The 16737-nt window shown below is 31.3% G+C and carries 12 protein-coding genes and 2 pseudogenes; 9 read left to right on the top strand and 5 right to left on the bottom strand.

What is annotated here, in order from left to right; translation table 11 throughout:
- Positions 1-96: 96 nt before the first annotated feature.
- Positions 97-1629 (bottom strand): annotated as a pseudogene (locus tag IPK18_01835) (IS1182 family transposase).
- 369 nt (positions 1630-1998) lie between these two features.
- Here IPK18_01835 and gcvP point away from each other — a divergent pair.
- The 6 genes and pseudogenes from gcvP to IPK18_01805 all read left to right on the top strand — a co-directional run bounded on the left by gcvP (position 1999) and on the right by IPK18_01805 (position 8717).
- Positions 1999-4822 (top strand): annotated as a pseudogene (gcvP, locus tag IPK18_01830) (aminomethyl-transferring glycine dehydrogenase).
- Positions 4823-4845: 23 nt separating this feature from the next.
- Positions 4846-5301, top strand: a complete 456-nt coding sequence (locus IPK18_01825) for a four helix bundle protein (GenBank protein ID QQR98300.1) — start codon at positions 4846-4848, stop codon at positions 5299-5301.
- A 12-nt stretch (positions 5302-5313) separates the two neighbouring features.
- Positions 5314-6759 carry an Asp-tRNA(Asn)/Glu-tRNA(Gln) amidotransferase subunit GatB gene (gene gatB, locus IPK18_01820; GenBank protein QQR98299.1) on the top strand — a complete coding sequence of 482 codons (1446 nt, stop codon included), beginning with the start codon at positions 5314-5316 and terminating at the stop codon, positions 6757-6759.
- Between the two features lie 70 nt (positions 6760-6829).
- A complete protein-coding gene (locus IPK18_01815; GenBank protein ID QQR98298.1) occupies positions 6830-7900 on the top strand; it encodes an AhpC/TSA family protein in 1071 nt (356 codons plus the stop codon).
- 8 nt (positions 7901-7908) lie between these two features.
- A complete protein-coding gene (locus IPK18_01810) occupies positions 7909-8400 on the top strand; it encodes a hypothetical protein (protein ID QQR98297.1) in 492 nt (163 codons plus the stop codon).
- A complete protein-coding gene (locus IPK18_01805) occupies positions 8370-8717 on the top strand; it encodes a hypothetical protein (GenBank protein ID QQR98296.1) in 348 nt (115 codons plus the stop codon). Before IPK18_01810 ends, IPK18_01805 begins: the two co-directional genes overlap by 31 nt.
- Before the next feature lie 2 nt (positions 8718-8719).
- Here the strand turns inward: IPK18_01805 and IPK18_01800 are convergent, their stop codons facing one another.
- From IPK18_01800 to smc, 4 genes are read right to left on the bottom strand one after another with little or no spacing between them, the layout of a single operon-like run.
- Positions 8720-9337 (bottom strand): ABC transporter ATP-binding protein, encoded by a 618-nt coding sequence (locus IPK18_01800; protein QQR98295.1) that lies wholly within the window; start codon positions 9335-9337, stop codon positions 8720-8722.
- A gap of 4 nt (positions 9338-9341) precedes the next feature.
- Positions 9342-9659 (bottom strand): nitroreductase family protein, encoded by a 318-nt coding sequence (locus IPK18_01795; protein QQR98294.1) that lies wholly within the window; start codon positions 9657-9659, stop codon positions 9342-9344.
- 4 nt (positions 9660-9663) lie between these two features.
- A complete protein-coding gene (locus tag IPK18_01790) occupies positions 9664-9915 on the bottom strand; it encodes a nitroreductase family protein (GenBank protein ID QQR98293.1) in 252 nt (83 codons plus the stop codon).
- 1 nt (position 9916) lies between these two features.
- On the bottom strand, positions 9917-13459 hold the full coding sequence (gene smc / locus IPK18_01785; protein ID QQR98292.1) for a chromosome segregation protein SMC: 3543 nt from the start codon (positions 13457-13459) through the stop codon (positions 9917-9919).
- Positions 13460-13539: 80 nt separating this feature from the next.
- On the opposite strand from smc, the gene IPK18_01780 reads away from it, so the two are divergent.
- The 3 genes from IPK18_01780 to IPK18_01770 all read left to right on the top strand — a co-directional run bounded on the left by IPK18_01780 (position 13540) and on the right by IPK18_01770 (position 16661).
- Complete coding sequence (locus IPK18_01780) at positions 13540-13824, top strand: hypothetical protein (GenBank protein QQR98291.1); 285 nt, start codon at positions 13540-13542, stop codon at positions 13822-13824.
- Positions 13825-14150: 326 nt separating this feature from the next.
- Complete coding sequence (xerD, locus tag IPK18_01775) at positions 14151-15053, top strand: site-specific tyrosine recombinase XerD (protein QQR99278.1); 903 nt, start codon at positions 14151-14153, stop codon at positions 15051-15053.
- 93 nt (positions 15054-15146) lie between these two features.
- Positions 15147-16661 carry a cellulase family glycosylhydrolase gene (locus IPK18_01770; protein ID QQR98290.1) on the top strand — a complete coding sequence of 505 codons (1515 nt, stop codon included), beginning with the start codon at positions 15147-15149 and terminating at the stop codon, positions 16659-16661.
- Positions 16662-16737 lie beyond the last annotated feature (76 nt).

Below are 16737 nucleotides of genomic sequence, written 5' to 3'. Positions count from 1 at the left end.
TATTAGTATTAATATATTGTTGCTTTCTTTACTTTCGTTCTCTGGTATCTGGTGGCGCTTCTTGTAAAAAATATAGGCTTCTATTTGCTTTTTTAGCCTGTTTCTTGCCTTTTTATTGCTTTTAATAAGGCTTAATGCTTCTATTTTTCGCTTTGGCTTATTAAAGAACAGGTATTTCTGTAAATTATAACTTATTGCTGCCATCAATACATGTTTGTTTGCTCCTTGTATGCCTCGTGTATTTACTCGCTTCATGTTTCTGTAGTTTATCAGTGTGCCTAATACTGGCTCTACTGTACTACTCCGCTTCCGTACCATACGCTTTGCATACGCTTCATTACTTGTTAAGCGTTCATGCATTCTATCATAATATGGCTTATCTATGCTGTCTTCTATCTTTTTGTATTTGGTAACCTTACCACAGCATTGTGCTCTCAATGCACAGTTTTTGCAATCACTTTCACTACTTCTGTATTGTTTCTTTTCATAACCTTTGCTATCTGTCTTTATGCCTTTGTAGCTCAGTATTGCCTTGTTGCCACGCTGGCATTCATACTGATTATCTATTCTATTGAAAACAAAACCTGTTCTTTCACTTTTGTATTGTCCAAAATTAGGAATGTAGACTGTTATATTTTTCTGCTCTAAATACTTTAGTGCCTTGCCACTACTATAACCAGCATCGGCAATTACTTCTTTTATTTTTATATCATTTTCTAATAAATTAACACTTGTTTGCTCAATAATTAAAGCTAAACTATCACTATCTTTCTTGCTGGCAAAATCTGCCAAAGCACCAGTAATCACATGATATTTATCGTCTACACTTACTTGAGCAGCATAGTTGAGTTGTCTTGCTTTGCCTGGCTTTACTGCTATTCTAGCATCAGGGTCTGTTGTATTGATATGTGTATGATTGCTGGTAAATTTAGGACGAATAAGATTGCCATGCTCATCTGTCTGTTTAGGATTTACTACATTGCCAGGCATGTCTTTGTATGCTTTAGCTTTCCAAGCATGGTGTTTGTCTACAGCTTTTTTCATAGAAGCTTTTACTTTAAAGTCGCTATGTTCATTCAGTTCTTCTGCATACAATACAGCATCATCAACAACTTGTTTTTCTATCAAAGCATCCATAGAAGCATTGGCTTTTACATAAGCACTATCTACACATTGACGCTTGCCAGCAACCATGCCTTTGTCTACGCATAGCTTTAGTACTTGTTGAAATAGTGTAAGGAATAGTTCTTCGCCATATAATTGTCTAGTTCTAGAAATAGTAGAATGCCAAGGAAGAGGCTCGTCAATATCATAACCAATAAACAAACGAATAGCAAGTGAATCAGCACAGAAAGCGATGAGTCTTCTATCGGAATTTATGTTGTTGAGATAACCAACAAGCAGTATTTTGAAGAATACAACTGGGTCTATACTTTCGTTACCATCAATGCCATAATACACAGCAGTAGCCTTATAAATCCAATGAAGCGAAATGGCATTATTCAGCTTTCTATAGAAATTATCTTGAGGTACGAGCTCAGGCAGAGAAGTAAAGAAAATAGTTTTAGGTTGAAATGATTTGCGTCCTTGTACGTGCGAATATACGAAGAATAAACAAACATATGTTATATAAAAGTATTCTAAGTATATTAATATATAGTTATTTATACAGAAGATATAAAATATCAAAAAAGTCATTATTTTTACGTTGTGCAACAAACACTGCTGTTTTGCAAAAAAGCGGGTTCAGTGGTTAATTGAACATTTGCTCGCCTTTGTTGGTTTCTAACCAACAAACCACTTGGTGCATTTACACAACGTGATTTTTTTGGTTAGCAGAGTTACATAACTTATATATCTTGTGCTTAAAAACTAACTTAGATGTTACACTTTTCTTAAAAAGCATTAAATAACAATGCAATATTTTTGTTATTAACTTAATAGTAAGGATTACTAGCTTATTTTTATATTTGCTACTATATAATTATACCACCAACAATGACAAAATACACTTTCCAAGACAGACATATTGGCGTTAGCGAGCAAGAAACCCAAGAGATGTTGAGCGTTTTAAATGTAAGTTCTATTGATGAGCTAATTCAACAAACTATTCCAGAACATATAAAAATCAACCATAAAGTTGAGGTAGGCGAGCCTATGTCTGAGCCTGAATACCTAAGACATATACAAGCTGTTGCACAAAAAAATAAATTGTACCACAATTTTATAGGAATGGGCTATTATGGCACACATACACCAACTGTAATACTTAGAAATATTTTTGAAAATCCAGGATGGTACACACAGTACACGCCTTATCAAGCAGAAATATCGCAAGGAAGACTAGAAGCTTTGCTTAACTATCAAACAATGGTTACAGAACTTACGGGTTTGCCTATTGCCAATGCATCTTTATTAGACGAAGCTACTGCTGCAGCAGAAGCCATGCATCTACTTTTTGAGGTGAGAAATAAGCAAAAAAACTTAGCACAAGCCAATAAAATCTTTATAGATAAAAATACATTTCCTCAAACTATTGATGTGGTAAAAGGAAGAGCATTGCCACTTGATATTGAAGTTGTTGTTGGCAATACATCAGATTTTAAGCCAGACAATACCTATTTTGCTGCCATTTTTCAATATCCAGGTGCAGATGGTTTGGTGCAAGATTTTAGTGATATCATTCAAGCATGTAAAGAACAAAGTGTGTACACCACAATGGTTGCTGATATTTTAAGCTTAACTTTATTAAAAGCTCCAGCTACATTAGGCGCAGATATTGCTGTTGGTTCTACTCAAAGATTTGGTGTTCCAATGGGCTTTGGTGGTCCACATGCTGCTTATTTTGCATGTAAAGAAGAATTTGTAAGAGTAATCCCAGGAAGATTAATAGGCGTTTCTATAGATAAGTTTGGCAATAGAGCATTGAGAATGACTTTGCAAACTAGAGAGCAACATATTAAAAGAGAAAAAGCAACATCAAATATATGTACAGCACAAGCATTATTGGCTATTATGGCAAGTATGTATGCTGTGTATCATGGCAAAAGAGGATTGAAAGCCATTGCTGAAGAGATACATTTTAATGCAAATGCATTAGCACAAGCATTACAGAAATTAGGCTACATCATAGAACACAATTCTTATTTTGATACGATTAAAGTTATTGTAAATAACAAACAAGAACTAAAAGAAATTGCAGAACAAAATCAATGTAACTTCTATTACAATGAAGATGAAAGCGTTTATATCTCAATCGATGAAACAACAACAAGCGAACAGCTAGATACTATAGTACAAATATTTTCAGCATATAAAAAAGAAAGTGCAATAGCTATTCAGCAAGTAAAAGAATATGCTATCAATGAAAACTGTATAAGAAATACACCATTTTTTAGAACATAAAATTTTTAATTCTTACCAATCTGAACACGAGATGCTCAGATACATCAAAAAACTAGAAAGTAAAGATCTTTCATTATGTCATTCAATGATATCATTAGGCAGTTGCACCATGAAACTAAATGCCACTTCTGAAATGATTCCATTGAGTATTCCACAGTTCTCTGCATTACATCCATTTGTTCCAGCAAATCAAGCAGCAGGCTATTTGCAAATGGTAAAAGAACTAGAGCAGTTTCTAGCAAACATTACAGGTTTTGAAGCATGCTCATTGCAACCAAACTCTGGCGCACAAGGCGAATATGCTGGATTGATGGTAATTAGAGCCTACCATTATGCCAACAACCAAACACAGCGAAATACAGCAATAATTCCAGCGTCTGCACATGGTACAAATCCTGCAAGTGCTGTAATGGCAGGCATGAATGTAGTAGTTGTAAAAACTGACGAGAAAGGAAATATAGATGTAGAAGATTTAAAAGCAAAAGTAGAACAACATAAAGATACATTATCTTGTTTAATGGTAACTTATCCATCAACACATGGCGTATTTGAAGATACGATAAAAGATATATGTGCATTGATACACGAAAATGGTGGTTTGGTGTACATGGATGGTGCTAATATGAATGCACAAGTTGGCTTAACTTCTCCAGCAACAATTGGCGCAGATGTAAACCATATTAACTTACACAAAACATTTGCAATACCACATGGTGGTGGTGGACCAGGCATGGGACCAATTTGCGTAAATGCAAAACTTGCACCATTTTTACCATCGCATCCAGTAGTAAAAACAGGTGGCGCAATGCCAATACATGCTATAAGTGCCGCACCTTTTGGTAGTGCATCTATACTTTTAATTTCTTATGCTTATATAAAAATGTTGGGTAGCAATGGTATCACTGATGCTACTAAATATGCTATTCTAAATGCTAATTATATGAAAGAAAGATTAGCAGCACATTATCCAATTTTATATTCAGGAAATAATGGGAGAGTAGCACATGAGTTTATTATTGATTTAAGACCATTGAAAAAAACTTCTGGCGTAGATGCAGTAGATGTTGCAAAAAGATTGATGGATTACAATTTCCACGCACCTACAGTTGCGTTTCCAGTTCCAGGCACTTTGATGATAGAACCTACAGAAAGTGAAAATAAAAGTGAATTGGATAGATTTTGTGATGCCTTAATTCAAATAAAATCTGAGATAGATGATATAATTGAAAACAAATATTCTACAACTGATAATCCAATCATTAATGCACCACATACAATGTATGAAGTAAGTGCCAATGAGTGGAACCATGGATATAGTAGAGAAACAGCAGCATTTCCATTGAGCTATGTAAAAGAACATAAGTTTTGGGCAAGTGTAGCAAAAATTGATAACACTTATGGCGATAGATTATTTTAGCCAAGTTATATAAAATAAAAATTATGGAAGACAAAATTCAATCCTACTTTGACCTAAATGTTTGGAAGAAATCACACCAAATAGTATTAGAAATTTATCGATTAACAGATTCATTCCCAGAAAAAGAAAGAACAACATTGGTAGACCAATTAAAACGTGCTTCATCAAATGCTGTTATTTGTATTTCTGATGGTTTCCAAAAAAGAAATAGACAAGAGAAATCAAGATTATATATAGAATCTCAAAATTATTTGAATGAGTTGTATTATCTATCATTATTGTCAAAAGATTTAGGATACATTGCAGATGATACACTATCTGAAAATATAAATGAAGTACAAAGAATGTTAAGTGGTTTGATACGTTCTGTTTTAGGCACACAAAAACATAGTGGTGGCGGATACAATAAAAGAGAACAAGAACCAAATGTAGATGGGTTTATTGCCAACTCTAGCATTGATGATGTAGATATGTTGTAAAATAATTTTTTGATGTCAGTTTTAGATAAATATGAAGTTGTAATTGGTTTAGAAGTTCACGCACAACTTAACACAAAGTCCAAGATTTTTACCAGCGACAGTACAGCATTTGGTGCTGAGCCAAATACACAAATTAACCCAATAACATTAGGCATGCCTGGTGTGTTGCCTAAAATGAATATTGCTGTGATAGAAAAAGCAGTAAAAATGGGTGTTGCATGCAATTGTACCATTAATGAATACAATTTCTTTGATAGAAAAAATTACTTTTATGCAGATTTACCAAAAGGCTATCAGATTTCGCAAGACAAACAACCTATTTGCATTGGTGGCTATGTTGAGATAAAAATAGATAAGACGACAAAGAAAATAAACTTAACTAGAATTCATTTGGAAGAAGATGCAGGCAAGCTCAACCATGAGTTGGATGCACATTATTCTTTAGTAGATTTGAATAGAGCAGGTATCCCTTTGATAGAAATTGTTTCAGAACCAGATATAAGAAATAGCGAAGAAGCCTATCAATACTTAACTGAAGTAAGGAAATTAGTAAGATATATTGATGTTTGTGATGGAAATATGGAAGAAGGCTCAATGCGTTGCGATGCCAATGTTTCTGTAAGGCTGAAAGGAGAAACAAATTACAGAACACGTGTGGAAGTGAAGAATATGAATTCGATTAGGAATGTAAAACGCGCGATAGATATTGAAGTAAAAAGACAAGTAGAAATTTATGAAAGTGGAGGAACGATAGCACAAGAAACTCGAAGCTTTAATCCAAATGATGGTAGCTCTTTTCCATTGAGAACAAAAGAAGATGCACATGATTACAGATATTTTCCAGAGCCAGATTTACCATTGTTGCATATACCCAAAGATACCATAGAAGCAATAAAACAAAACATGCCTTTGTTGCCAAATTATTTGTATCATAAATTTATTCATGAGTATAATTTATCTGAGTATGATGCACAAATTCTAACAGATGAAAGAGAAATAGCTTCGTTCTACTTAGAAATTATACAACATACAAAAAATTATAAGTCAGTCGCAAATTGGCTGATTAATGATATTAAATCATATTTGAATGAAAATAACTTATCTGTGGCTGATTTGAAAATATCATCTAATCAAATTGCAGATATCATTGCATTGGTTGATGCGAATGAAATTAATTCAACAAATTCTAAGTTATTGTTTTCAGCATACCTGAATGGTAATAACAAAACAGCTAAAGATTTAGCAATTGAGCTTAATCTAATTCAATCCAACAACGAAGACGAATTGATGGTGTGGGCAAAAAATGCTATTGAAAATAATCCAGCTAAAGTAGCAGAATATAAAAAAGGAAAACAAGGTTTGTTGGCAATGTTTGTTGGTGATGTAATGAAAGCATCAAAAGGTAAAGCAGATCCAAAACGAACCAATCAGTTATTGTTAGAACTTTTAGATAATTAATATGTTTAATAGAATTTTTTGTATAATTTTTGTACTTCTTCTTAGTGTTTCGTGTTCTAATCAGAAAAAAGTGTTTATTGATGTTGAACTCGATAAAATAAAAGCATCTAATGTCGTTTTAGAAGATATCAATGCTGTTCCATTTGAGTTGATAGATTCATTAACTGTAAGTAATCAAAAATTTAGCATAAAAAGTTATATCAAAAATGATGGTTTATATCGATTAGCTTTTAATCAAAAAGATGTTGTGTATTTATATTTAAAAAAAGGCGATAAGATTAAACTAAAAATTACTGATAAAGGATTTTATAAGTATACTGTTGAAGGAAATGATGAAAGTGTACAAATGCAAAGCCTAATTGAAAATGTAGCAACAAAAGGTGCTGAGATAGATTCACTAACATTTGCAGTACAAAATTCAGTGCAAAAATCTAATCAAAAAGATTCTATAAAAAATATATTAGACGATAAAAAATCAGCCTATATAAATTATATTAAAGAATTTATAACTAAACAAAAAACGGCTGATGTTGCTGCTTTTGCAATAAATTTCTTTGGTCCAGCAGCGCAACAAGAAATGCCTTACATTGTACAAACAATAGAAGATTTGGGCAAGAAAGCACCTAACTCAATTTATGTAAAACAATTTAGTGATGCATTGCAACAATATAAATCTGCGATGTTGAAAGATGAACAAGCTGGCTTGCAAGTTGGAAATAAAGCACCAAATATTGAATTGACCAATTGGAATGGCGACACCTTAAGTCTAAAAAACTTGAATGGAAAATATGTGTTATTAGATTTTTGGGCAAGTTGGTGTCCACCTTGTAGAGCAGAAAATCCTAATGTTGTAAAATTGTATAATCAATATAAAGACAAAGGATTTGATGTGTATAGTGTTTCATTAGATGATAATGTAGATGCTTGGAAAAAGGCAGTGCAAAAAGATAAATTAGATTGGAAAAACCATGTATCTGAATTAAAAAGTTGGGAATCTAATGTTGCAAAAACGTATAAAATAGAATCTATTCCAACAACTTATTTATTGGATAAAAGTGGAAAGATAATAGCTAAAAATTTGAGAGGACAAGAATTGGAAAATAAGTTAGCTGAATTATTTCCAGTAAAAGATAAAAAATAAATATATTTATGTATAAATATGTTTCAAGTCTTAGCAATACAATTATAAAGCATACCATACTTCTACAAGAAAAATCTAAGTATAGAAAAGAAGAACAATTATTTGTTATTGATGGTTGGAAGGAAACCAAAATGGCAATTGAAAATAATTTTGAGATAGAAACTATTTTTTTTAGTGAGCAAGTAGATATTGATGATTTAATAAGTGAACTTTCTGAAAATAGAAAGGCTACACTCAACCAAAACAAACTATTGAAAGTAGCTGAAAATGTATTTGAAAAAATTTCGTACAGAGGCAATACAAGTAAAGTTGTAAGCATAGCCCAAGCAAAATCATCAACATATAATATATTGGATGATATTGAAAATCCTTTGTTTTTGGTAATTGATGGCGTAGAAAAACCAGGTAACTTAGGTGCTATTTTGCGTATTGCTGATCTTCAAATATTCATGCTATATTTTGTGCCGATTTGCACACAGATATTTTTAATCCAAATGTAATTAGGTCTTCTGTTGGTTGCTTGTTTAGTCAAAAGATTATTATTGATAGTAAAGATAAGATTTTGGAATATTTGCGTGAACGAAATGTGCATGTATTTACAACATCATTAAAAGCATCAAAAGACTACTTATTGTGCAATTATACAAAAGCCACAGCATTTGTAGTTGGCACAGAAGCAACTGGTGTTGATGAATTTTGGGAAGATAATGCTGAGCAAAATATTATTATTCCAATGCGCGGACAAAACGATTCTTTAAATGTATCTAATTCTGTAGCAATTGTTGTGTTTGAAGCATTGAGGCAACGCAATATATAATATTACTTAAAATCTAATACATTGATTTGTGCATTGCAAAATGAATATTCGTGTGCTTGATTTGAGCCTATGATAATTATTCTATTGTTGGAATATTGTTCTATTAATTTATGATACCATTCAATTCCTGTTGTATCTAAGTTTGATGTAGGCTCATCCAATAATAATGCTTGCGTGTCTGATAGTATTGTAAGTGCTAATTTTACACGTTGTTTCATGCCTGAAGAAAAATTCTTCAATAGTTTGTCTTGATGTTTTTCTAATTGAATGAGTTGTATAAATGCTTTGAAATCTTCAATTGCTAATTTTTTTAACGAAGTATGAAAATTATAAATCTCACGAAGTGAAAATTCTTCAATAATTGAAATGTATGGTGCAGTAAAAGCAATTTGTTGATTTATTTCAAATTCTGTTAGGCTTTTTTTGTTTGGAATACTATACGCTATTTTCCCAGAAGTTGGCATTAAGCCATTTGCTATAATTTTTAGTAAGGTAGATTTTCCGCTTCCATTGTGTCCAATAATTGCGTACTTGTTGTTGCTCTCAAATTGATAATTGACATGTTTGAATATCCATTCTTTCCCAAATTTTTTACTAATATCATCTAGTTGAATATTCATTATATTATTTATAATATTTTATTTTATCTTCTATTGGTGTGTTTCTTTTTGCTATTGGCAATGGTTTTTCTGTGTAGCCAATGTATAAAATACCTAAGACAGTGTCTTCGTCATTATATCCAAAAAAATGTTTAAACTCATTGGTGTGACACATGCCACCAGTACTCCAAAATGTTGCAATGTTTTTTTCTGTTGCTGCTAAAAGTATATTTTGTATAGCTGCACTTGTTGCACATATTTCTTCAATATCTGGAATATTTTTGGCTGTTCCTCTTTTGTTGGTGCATATAATTACATGCGAACACTTGTCTGCACGATGCAATATTTTATCGTACTTTTTTTTGTAAGAAATGCTCAGGATTTGTGTTTTGTTTAAAAAGTTCTGCGTGTATTTGTCCAAACTTTTTACAGTCATCAGCTTTGAAAATAATAAAACTCCAAGGCTCAGTCAATCCATGTGTAGGTGCCCAATTTGCTGCATCCATGATGTCTTTAAAATCATTGTCATTAATGATGTTTCCATTGAAATCATCTGGATCGATGGTGCGTCTTTGTGCTATTATTTGTTGTGTATTCATATTAGTTTAAGCTACTAAAATCTACTGGCACAACTCTAGAAATACCTTGTTTCACCATGGTTACACCATAAATATTATCTACACTAGCCATTGTACTTTTGTTGTGAGTTACTAATATAAATTGAGAATTTTCTGAGAATTTTCTAATTGCCTCATTGAATTTTTTGATGTTGTTGTCATCCAATGGTGCATCAACCTCATCTAAGATACAGAAAGGTGCTGGCTTGTATAAATATAAGCCAAACAATAATGACAATGCTGTTAATGTTTTTTCTCCACCAGATAATTGATTGATAGATTGTGGTCTTTTGCCTTTTGGTTTTGCTATAATTTCTATTTCAGATTCTAATGGATCTTCTGGATTTTGTAATACGATATCGCAATTATCATCTGGTGTAAACATACTTCTAAATACATCAATAAAATTGGTACGCACAGCATTGAATGTTTCCATAAATTGACCTTTTGCTGTGGTTTCAATTTCATTCATTGTTGCCAATAAATTTTCTTTAGAGTTGTTTAAGTCGGCTTTCTGTGCTTGAATGAAATCGTATCTTTCTTTCATTTCATTATACGCTTCTTCGGCCATTGGATTTACTTCGCCAAAGTTTTCTATTTTCTTCTTTACTTTCTGCATTCTGTCTTCCAAATCTTCTTTTGATGTTTGTGGTAGTGTAAAATCTTCATTCCACTCATCAACATTAATCTGAAATTCTATTGAAATTCTTTCTTTAAGTACATTCAATTTTAATTTGAAATCATTATAATTGTCTTTGTTGTTGCTGATAGAATTTTCAATATCTTGTTTCTTCTTATTTTGTTCTCTTATCGTATCTTCTATTTTTTGTATCGATTCTTTGGCATCAAAGTACGTAGATTCGTGTGTAGAAAGCTGTTGCATTTTGCTTTCTTTATCGTTGTAATTAGCAATTAATTCTTGCTCTAGTTTTTCTAAATCTTCTTCTAATATTTCAATTTCTACAATTGTATCTTCAGATTCTTTTTTTGCTTGTGTAAGTCTGTTTTGAGTTTCAGTTAGTTGGTTGTTTTTGTAGGTAATGTTTTGTTGGTTAGATTTTAATTTATTCTCTTGTTGTATAAATTGTATGTTGATGTTGTTGTACTGAACGGATAGTTGATTGTAGACTTCACTAGCTTTTTTAAATTCATTTTCAAAAGTATCATAATTCGTTTTGAGTTGAACATAGCTTGTTTTTAGTTGCTCTAATTCTTCTTTGATTGGATTGATATCATTTTTTGTGGTCTCAATTTTTTCTTTTATAAGCTGAGCATTAGAGTTTGTTTTGTCTATATTGTTTTGTTCATTTTCTAATTTTGATTTGATGCTTACCAAATCTTTTTCTAATTGTTGTAATGTATGGTTTTCACGTTGTATGGTATTTTTGTAAGCATTTACTTTTAGATGGTTGAGTTCTTGTTGTGCATCTTGTAGTTGCTTTTTTATATTTATAATTTCAACATCTAATGCTTTGATGTCTTTGTCTAATATTTCTAAGTTTTTTACTCTACCTAATCTTTTTCCTTCAAACAAACCAACAGCACCACCACTAATTTGATGTGTGGATTGAAGTAGATTTCCATTCTCAGAAATGATATAAACATTTTCTTTTTGTGCTAAGTTTTGATATATTTCACTAATATTTTTATTGTCAGTTGCAATAAAAACGCCATCTAATAAATATTCAATTAGTTTTTCATGTTTATTATCTACTTGTACTAATGTTGATGCTTTGATGGTGTTTGGAATATCAAAATTTACTTTTGTTTGCGTTTGATTGAATTTATCTAAAATCAAGAATCCAGCTTTTCCTGTGCTACTTTTTGTAAGTACATCAATTGCATTCAGTGCTGCGTTTTCATTGTCTACAATAAAATGGTTGAGTTGTGGTTGCAAAACAGTTTCAATAGCAACTCTATATTTTTCTTCAGTATAAATAATGTCTGAAAGCAATGGCGTTTCTTTGAGCCAGTTTACATTCTTCTTCAAAAATTTGATAGATTCAGGAAAGCCTTCCAAATTATCAATCATATTTTTAGTAAGCTTGTATTCGTTGTTTTTTGCATCTAGAATTCTGTTATTGTTGGTTAATTCTTGCTTTATTTGCTCATTAGCTTCCTCTAGTGCTTTTATTTTTTGTTCGTTGAGTTCTTCTTTTTTTACTAAATCTTCAACTAAAGATTTTTGTGTATTTATTTTGCTATCAAAACTTTCAATCTGTGTATTCAGCTGATTTAAGTTTTTTATTCTTTCTTCATTCTCAAATAATGATTGCTGAGCACTACGCTCCAAACTCAATAATTCATTTTCTTTTACAGCAAGTACTTTTTCTTTTTGTGCTATTTGCTGTTGTGTTTGGTTATAATCATTTCTTACTTTTTCTACATTATTTCTGTAGTCTAGGTTGATGTTTCTTTGCTCATCTAATTTTTCTTTAGCATCATCAAAAACCAATTTCAACTCATTCAGTTTTTCATCATCAGTTTTATTAATGTTTGCTAATTGATTTATTTCTTGTGTTAATGTTTCAGAAATAGATATAGATTGTTGTATTTGTTGTTGTAGCTGACTAGTTTTATCTTTTAAGAATTTTAATTTTTGAGTTTCTATTTTCTTCTTACTTTCGTTTTCTTGAATAGAATTTAAAAAAGAATTCAATAATTTTTGTTGCTCAGATAAATGTTTTTCCTTGTCAATAATACTTAGTTTTTCTTTTTCTAGTTGCGCATCATTACCTTCTATTTTTGTAATGATTTCCAATTTTTGGTCTTCTAAAGATTGTAGTTTCTGCTTAAGCTCATCAAAACTTACGTGAATGCCATGCAATTCATATTTAGATACATCTAATGAAATAACTTTGTATTCTTCTTTGTATGCTTTGTATTGTCTAGTTTTCTTTGCTTGTGTTTCAAGTTGTTTTAAGTTTTTGTCAATCTCAAAAAGCAAATCTTCAACTCTATTCAAGTCAGCCTCAGTTGCATTCAACTTTAGAAGCGTTTCTTTTTTTCTAGTTTTATATTTAGATATTCCAGCAGCTTGTTCCAATAATGTTCTACGCGCATTGTCCACGTTATTAAGAATCTGGTCTATCATCTTCAATTCTATAATTGCATATGAATCAGTGCTAATTCCAGTATCTAAAAATAAATCTCTAATATCTTTCAATCTACAGTTTACACCATTGAGTTTATAGGTACTATCACCATCTCTGTCTATTGATCTTGTAATCGTTACACTCTGAAATTCTGTAGGTAATAAATTTTTAGTATTATCTAAAGTAAGCGATACTTCAGCCAAATTGCTTGCAGCCTTATCTTTAGAACCATTGAAAATGATATTTTCCATTTTCTCCAAACGAAGTGCTTTATTCTTTTGTTCGCCCAAAACCCAGCGAATAGAATCTACTACATTTGATTTTCCACACCCATTCGGTCCAACAATGCCTGTAATGTTATTTTGAAAGTTGATGATTGTTTTATCAGCAAAACTTTTAAATCCTTTAATTTCAATACTTCGTAATCGCATAGCCTACAAATATACCAAAAATGAAAAAATTGTACAAGCATTTTATTGTTGGTGTATCAATCTTTTATTATATTTGAATTATGGAATGGTTGTACATAATTGGTCTTATTGGTTATTATTTATACAGAGCTTATAATAAAGGCATAAAAAATGCTACAGAAAATGGCAAAAACGAGCCTATAAAGCCAATAAATAAAAGAAAACCTGAAAAAACGCTAGACGAAATTCTAAAAGAATTGGTAGATAATGCACAAACCACACAAACGAAAAAGGCTGAAGCAAATAAACTACCTGATGTTAAAGTTTTAGACGAAAAGACAAAAGTTGTAAAAGAAGTTCAAAAACCAAAACAAGTTGAAAGATAATCTACTGTAGCTCAAAATTATAATAAGAAACAAGCGAATGTACTTCATAAAACGAAAGACTATCAATCTTCAATAGAATATGATGAGAAAATAGAGAATATTCTTAGTGGTAAAGTTGAAAGTATAGAAACAGCTGATATTTACAATAGTTCTAAAATAAATAATGAAATTGGCAGTCACTTAGAAGGTAATTCTAATGCAAATCGCCAAATAAAAATTAAAGACAGTGTTCTAAATACTAAAGACTTAGTTTTGGCACAAATTATTCTGGAACGAAAATATGCTTAAAATATATATTATAATATATAAATATAAATAATTTGAGTTTGTGGAAACACCATATTTCTAATTTTTCTGCATACCTAAATATTGAAAAATCACTATCTAAAAACACAATTAGTGCATACTTACATGATATTGCGTTATTAGAACAATATCTAGTGCTAAATAAATTTAGTGCAGAACCATCAGAGCTTACCTTAAATATACTAGAACAGTTTATAGCACATTTACATGACTTAGGTTTGGGTGATAGGAGCCAAGCAAGAATAATTTCAGGTATAAAAGCATTTTTTAAATATTTATTGTTAGATAATTATATTCAAACTGATGTTTCTACATTATTAGAAGCACCAAAGTTGAGTAAAAAACTTCCAGACACACTATCATTTTATGAAATAGAACAATTGATAGCAGCACTAGATTTATCAAAAGAAGAAAATATAAGAAACAAAGCTATGTTGGAAACATTGTATAGCTGTGGTTTGCGTGTGTCAGAGCTTATAAATCTAAAAATATCTCATTTATATTTCGATGTAGAGTTTGTAAGAGTAATAGGAAAAGGCAACAAAGAAAGATTAATTCCAATAGGCTACGACGCTATCAAGTATATAAAAATTTATATAGAACACACCAGAAATGGAATGAACATAGAAGAAAAATATCGAGATTTCTTGTTTCTAAATAGAAGAGCAAAACCATTGAGTAGAGTCATGGTTTTTTATATCATAAAGTCTTTGGCAGAACAAATCAATTTACAAAAAAATATTAGTCCACATACATTCAGACATTCATTTGCTACACACTTAATTGAAGGTGGCGCAGATTTGCGTGCAGTGCAACAAATGTTAGGTCATGCTTCCATCACAACTACTGAAATTTACACACACTTAGACCAAGATTATTTGCGTTCTTCATTAACAATGCACCATCCAAGATTTATGAAATAGTATTTTTGTATATTAAAAAGTGTAATTTATTTTTTAGTTAAAAATAATTAACCAAAAATAATGATTATTCACTTAAGTTAATTATATTTGGTAATGATGAATAAACAAATATTTTATTTTATTTTAATAATAGTAGCATTCGCTAGTTGCAAAAAAGAAAGCGATGACACAACTACAAACAATAGCAATTCTAAATTATTATACGCAGCAAGAGGAAAACAGGCAGGCATTTTCGATCAACAAGGCAGATATGTTATTCTTCGTGGTGCAAATTATAATGTGCTTGGCGATTATTGGCAAGCAAATTCAGATGTTGCTACAGTAAAAGAATATAGTGCCAACGATTTTGAAATCATGGCATCTTATGGTTTTAATTGCATTCGTTTGGTGTTCAATTGGAGTATGTTAGAGCCAACAAAAGGACAATACAATCAAGCATATATCAATAAAATAAAACAAGCCATTGAAGATGCAGCAAAACACAATATCTATGTTTTAGTAGATATGCACCAAGATGCGTACAGTAAATTTATTTTTTCGCAACCAAGCGAAAATTGTGAGAATCCATTAAAAGGTTGGGATGGCGCACCAGCTTGGGCTGTTATTACTGATGATAAGCCAACATGTATGCAAACTTCAGGTGGCGTTGGCGGAAGAGAAACAAGCAAAGCAGTAGTGCAAGCTTTCCAACATTTTTGGGATAATACTGATGGCATTCAAGATGCATGCATTAATGCATGGACAGAACTTGTAAAGCAAGTTGCAAATTACGAAAATGTATTAGGTTATGATATGATAAATGAACCAAGCTTAGGCAATGGTGCAGATTTGTTTGCTGAAGTAGTAAAACTTGGAAATTTTTACAATAAACTTGGAACATCCATAAGAGATGTAGAAAAGGCAAATAATTTATTAGAACATACTTTGTTTTTTGAGATGACAGTTTCTTGGGATGGACAACCAATACCATTTGTGCCATCATCTACATTTACTGAAATAGAAAATATTTGCTTTGCACCACATTCATATTTCGAAGCAATTTCTTATGCATTGACAGTAGAATTTGGTTATGATTTATTAAAAAGTTTCTCTAGAGGATACGAAACTGGAATGCTAATGGGCGAATATGGTTTCTTTGAAGATACAACAACTGCAGTTCCCAAATTAATTCGTTTTGCAAAAAAAGAAGACCAATATTTTCATAGTTCTACCATTTGGAGTTGGGTACAAGCACCAGGCGATCCTCATGTAATAGATTTTTCTGGTAATAACTATCCAGCAACAGAAATGGCAATGGCAGAAACTGATGTAAATGGGAAATACACAGGAAGATTAAAAACAGCATACTTAAACGTATTAAGCAGAACAAGACCAAATGCAATTGTGGGTTATCCAACATTCTTGGAATCAGATCCATTAACAGGAAAAATGCAGCTAAAAGCAAATAGTACTAAAGCAGGAAACACCATACTTTGGATACCAGACAGATTCGGAACACCAATTATTACTGGAACTAATGTGAAAAGCCATACTTTAAATAAAGTAAGTGGTGGCTATCTTGCAGAAGTAAGTGTTGAAGGCAATTACGAAATTTTAGTTGGATTTTAAGCTTACAAATACTCAAATCTGAAGTAATAATTTACAGCTAGCAATTCTATAATTATCTTAAAAATAATATGTAGGT

This window comes from Sphingobacteriales bacterium, from assembly GCA_016699615.1.
Classification (GTDB): Bacteria; Bacteroidota; Bacteroidia; order Chitinophagales; family JADIYW01; genus JADJSS01.
The sequence above is the reverse complement of the archived record's forward strand: the minus strand, read 5'-3'. Positions and strand labels throughout refer to the sequence as shown.

Bases quoted from the DNA above. Each gene is read 5' to 3' on its own strand.
- IPK18_01825 (QQR98300.1), top strand. From the start codon at position 4,846: ATGGAAGACAAAATTCAATCCTACTTTGACCTAAATGTTTGGAAGAAA.
- gatB (QQR98299.1), top strand. From the start codon at position 5,314: ATGTCAGTTTTAGATAAATATGAAGTTGTAATTGGTTTAGAAGTTCAC.
- IPK18_01810 (QQR98297.1), top strand. From the start codon at position 7,909: ATGTATAAATATGTTTCAAGTCTTAGCAATACAATTATAAAGCATACC.
- IPK18_01800 (QQR98295.1), bottom strand. From the start codon at position 9,337: ATGAATATTCAACTAGATGATATTAGTAAAAAATTTGGGAAAGAATGG.
- IPK18_01790 (QQR98293.1), bottom strand. From the start codon at position 9,915: ATGAATACACAACAAATAATAGCACAAAGACGCACCATCGATCCAGAT.
- smc (QQR98292.1), bottom strand. From the start codon at position 13,459: ATGCGATTACGAAGTATTGAAATTAAAGGATTTAAAAGTTTTGCTGAT.
- IPK18_01780 (QQR98291.1), top strand. From the start codon at position 13,540: ATGGAATGGTTGTACATAATTGGTCTTATTGGTTATTATTTATACAGA.
- IPK18_01770 (QQR98290.1), top strand. From the start codon at position 15,147: ATGATGAATAAACAAATATTTTATTTTATTTTAATAATAGTAGCATTC.